Genomic DNA, 3,917 nt, shown 5'->3' with positions numbered 1-3,917 from the left:
TTCGGGTCGTCGAGCTGCGCCGCGGCCCGCGGCTGGGTCTGAGTCTCCGTCATCCGGTCTCCCATCGAAGAGGTCACACTCCCATGTCGCGGGAGAGCAGATCCTGTTCAGTCTCCCCTCGGACGATCCACCGCGCCGAACCGTGACGCACTGCGACGACGCCGGGGCGCCCCACGTAGTTGTAATTGCTCGAGAGCACCCAGCAGTACGCGCCCGTTCCGGGCACCGCGACGAGGTCGCCGCGCCGGACGTCCTCGGGGAGGTACACGTCGCGCACCACGATGTCGCCGCTCTCGCAGTGCTTGCCGACCACGCGCGTGAGCTGCGGCGCGGCGTCCGACCCGCGTCCGGCCAACACCGCCGAGTAGTCCGCGTCGTACAGGACGGGGCGCGCGTTGTCGCTCATGCCGCCGTCCACGGAGAGGTAGCGCCGCACCGCCGTCGCGCCGGCGCCGGAGTCGGGAACATCCACGATGACGTCCTTCGTGGTCCCAGCGCGGTACAGCGTGAACGCGGCCGAGCCCACGATCGCGCGGCCCGGCTCGATCGAGATGCGCGGCGGCGTGATGCCAAGCTCACCGCACGTCGAGCGGACGACGGCGGCGAGCGCCTGTGCGATCTCCGCGGCCGGGCGCGGGGTGTCCGCGGGCGTGTACGCGATGCCGTGCCCGCCGCCCAGGTCGAGCTCAGGGAGCGCGAGCGAGTACGTGGTGCGCATCGTCGCGAGGAACGTCAGGAGCTTGACGGCAGCCACCTCGAAGCCCTCGGGCTCGAAGATCTGCGATCCGATGTGGCAGTGGAGGCCCAGCAGCTCGATGCTGTCGTGCCCCGCCGCGGCGGCCACGGCCTCCTCGGCCGCGGATGCCGCCGCGGCCGCCTCGGCGCCGGACTCCTCGGCGACCTCCGCGCGGAAGTCCGCACTCGCGGTCCCAGGGGCCATCGACAGCCCGAACTTCTGGTCCTCGTGCGCGGTCGCGATGAACTCGTGCGTGTGCGCGTGCACGCCGGGCGTGAGCCGCAGCATGACCTTGGCGCGCACCTCGCGCCGCTCGGGGTCCTGGTCGGCACGGGCGGCCGCGATGGCCGCGACGCGCTCGAGCTCGTCGAGGCTGTCCACGACGATGCGGCCCACGCCCATGTCGAGCGCGCGTTCGATCTCGGCGTCCGACTTGTTGTTCCCGTGCAGGCCCAGCAGCTCGCCCGCGAGCCCGGCCTTCGCCGCGACGGCGAGCTCGCCGCCGGAGCACGTGTCGAGCCGCAGACCCTCCTGGGCCACCCACGAGGCGACCGCCGAGCTCAGGAACGCCTTGCCCGCGTAGTAGACGTCCACGCCCCCGCACACGTCCGCGAACGCGCCGTCGAACGCATCCTTGAACGCGCGGGCGCGCGCCCGGAAGTCGTCCTCGCTCAGGACGAACAGCGGCGTGCCGAACTCCTCGGCGAGCTGCGCGACGCCGATTCCGCCCACGGCGAGCTCGCCGCTCGGGGTCCTGTCGACGTCGTGCGCCCACAGCTTGGCCTCTAGCGCGTTGACGTCGGCGGGCACCTCGAGCCATGCGGGGGCCAAGGGCGAGCCGGAAGCGCCGGGCACCCCGTTCAGGGTCTCGTTCGCCACGGTCACATCCTCTCCGGCGCCGAGACGCCCAGCAGGTCAAGGCCATTCGCGAGGACCTGGCTCGTCGCGTCGTTGAGCCACAGGCGCGTGCGGTTGAGGTCCGTGATCTCCTCGTCGCCCTGCGGCGCGATGCGGCAGTTGTCGTACCACGAGTGGTAGGCGCTCGCGATGGTCTCGAGGTGGCGGGCCACGCGGTGCGGCTCGCGGAACTCGGCGGCCTTGCCCACGATCGACGGGTACGCCGCGAGGTGGGCGAGGAGCTCGCCCTCGGTCGGGTGGTCGAGGAGCGAGGCATCGAACGCCTCGCGCCCGCCGACCACGCGCTCGACGCCGGCCTGCACGGCGTTGCGCGCCGCCCCGCGCGAGCGGGCGTGGGCGTACTGGACGTAGTAGACCGGGTTCTCGTTCGAGTGCTTCCGCAGGAGCTCGGGGTCGAGCGTGAGCGGCGAGTCGGCGGGGAAGCGCGCGAGCGAATAGCGCACCGCGTCCTTGCCGAGCCAGTCGATGAGGTCCTTGAGCTCGATGATGTTGCCCGCGCGCTTCGAGAGCTTCGCGCCGTTGACGGACACGAGCTGGCCGATGAGGATCTCGATGCTCGTCTCGGGGTCGTCGCCCGCGCACGCCGCGATGGCCTTGAGGCGGTTGACGTAGCCGTGGTGGTCCGCGCCGAGCAGGTAGATCTTCTCGGGGAAGCCGCGGTCCTTCTTGGAAAGGTAGTACGCGGCATCTGCGGCGAAGTACGTCGGCTCGCCGTTCGCGCGGATGAGCACGCGGTCCTTGTCGTCGCCGAAGTCGGTCGTGCGGAGCCACACGGCGCCGTCAAGGTCGAACACGTGGCCCTGCTCGCGCAGGCGCCCGACCGCCGCCTCGATCGCCCCCGAGTCGTGCAGCCCGTCCTTCTCCGAGAAGTAGACGTCGAACGAGACGCCGAAGGCCGCGAGCGTCGCCTTGATGTCGTGCATCTGCGCCTCGTAGGCGGCGTGGCGCACGATCGGCAGCGCCGCGTCGTCGGTGAGCTCGCGCACGTCGGGGTGCTGGGCGAGGACGTCGTGGCCGAGGTCCACGATGTACTGCCCCGGGTACCCGCCCTCGGGAACCGGGCGGCCGTGGAGGCGGGAGAGCACCGAGTTCGCGAAGACGTTCATCTGGCTGCCGGCGTCGTTGATGTAGTACTCGGCCGTGACGTCCGCGCCCGAGGCACGCAGCACGCGGGCGATCGAGTCGCCGAGCGCGGCCCAGCGCGTGTGCCCGATGTGCAGGGGCCCCGTCGGGTTGGCCGAGACGAACTCCATGTTGACCACGTGCCCTGCGAGGGCGTCGTTGCGGCCGTAGTCCGGCCCCGCCTCGACGATCGCCTTCGCGAGCGCGCCCGCGGCGGCGGCCTCGAGCGTGATGTTGAGGAAGCCCGGCCCCGCGACTTCAACGCTCTTGACGCCCTCGAGTGAGCCGAGACGGGAGGCGAGGATCTCGGCGAACGCGCGCGGGTTCATCCCGGCCTTCTTGCCGAGCTGGAGGGCGATGTTCGTGGCCCAGTCCCCATGCTCCCGGTTCTTGGGTCGCTCCACGCGGATCTCGTCCGGCACATCCACGGCGATGTCGCCGGCGCTCACGGCGTCGGCAAGGCAGGCGGAAATGGCTGAGGAGAGTTCTTCGGGAGTCACGAACCTAGCCTACCGGCGGGGCGGCATCGCCCCGAAACTGCGCGGGTTGCGCGGCCGCCGCCGGTTCGACCACGCCCGGGGCATCATCGATGTAGTGCGGCCGGCAGATGACCCAGCCCGCAGTCGCCAGCACCGCGAGCGTGATCCCGAGGAACGCGAACGACGCCGTCCATCCGCCCGTCGCGTCGTGGAGGATGCCCGCGAGGAGCGGACCGGCGCACGCGATCGTGTAGCCAACGCCTTGGGCGAAGCCCGAGACGGCCCCCGAGGCGCGGTGTGACCGCGTGCGGAGGTTGATGAGGACGAGGGCCAGCGGGAACGTCGCGGGGCCGAGCCCCATGAGCGTGGACCACAGCCACGTCGCCGAGGCCGGCGCGAGCCAGAGCCCGAGGTAGCCGCTCACGAAGCACGCGACGCCGAAGACCACCACCGGGAACGGGTTCCTGAGCCGTCCCGCGAGGATCGGCACGACGAGGCTCAGGGGAATCCCGAGGCCCGAGAAGATCGCGAGCTGCAGCCCGGCGTCGCCCGCGCTGAGCCCTGCCCCCATCGCGATCGTCGGGAGCCAGCCGAACATCGTGTACGTGTTGAGCGACGTGCAGCCGAACATGAGCGCGAGCGCCCACGCCGCAGGAGCGCGC

General features: G+C 71.5%; 3 protein-coding genes. All 3 read right to left on the bottom strand.

What is annotated here, in order from left to right:
• Window positions 1-73: 73 nt before the first annotated feature.
• Window positions 74-1,615, bottom strand: coding sequence for a diaminopimelate decarboxylase family protein (locus tag ACLN58_RS19115; RefSeq protein ID WP_415856822.1), 1,542 nt, complete (start codon window positions 1,613-1,615; stop codon window positions 74-76).
• A 2-nt stretch (window positions 1,616-1,617) separates the two neighbouring features.
• Window positions 1,618-3,276 (bottom strand): arginine--tRNA ligase, encoded by a 1,659-nt coding sequence (argS, locus tag ACLN58_RS19110; protein ID WP_415856821.1) that lies wholly within the window; start codon window positions 3,274-3,276, stop codon window positions 1,618-1,620.
• A 4-nt stretch (window positions 3,277-3,280) separates the two neighbouring features.
• Window positions 3,281-3,917, bottom strand: a 637-nt coding sequence (locus ACLN58_RS19105) for an MFS transporter (RefSeq protein WP_415856820.1), incomplete at its 5' end; no start/stop codon positions are given.

It is taken from the genome of Sinomonas sp. G460-2, from assembly GCF_047759905.1.
In the GTDB taxonomy this organism is placed as follows: domain Bacteria; phylum Actinomycetota; class Actinomycetes; order Actinomycetales; family Micrococcaceae; genus Sinomonas.
The sequence above is the reverse complement of the archived record's forward strand: the minus strand, read 5'-3'. Positions and strand labels throughout refer to the sequence as shown.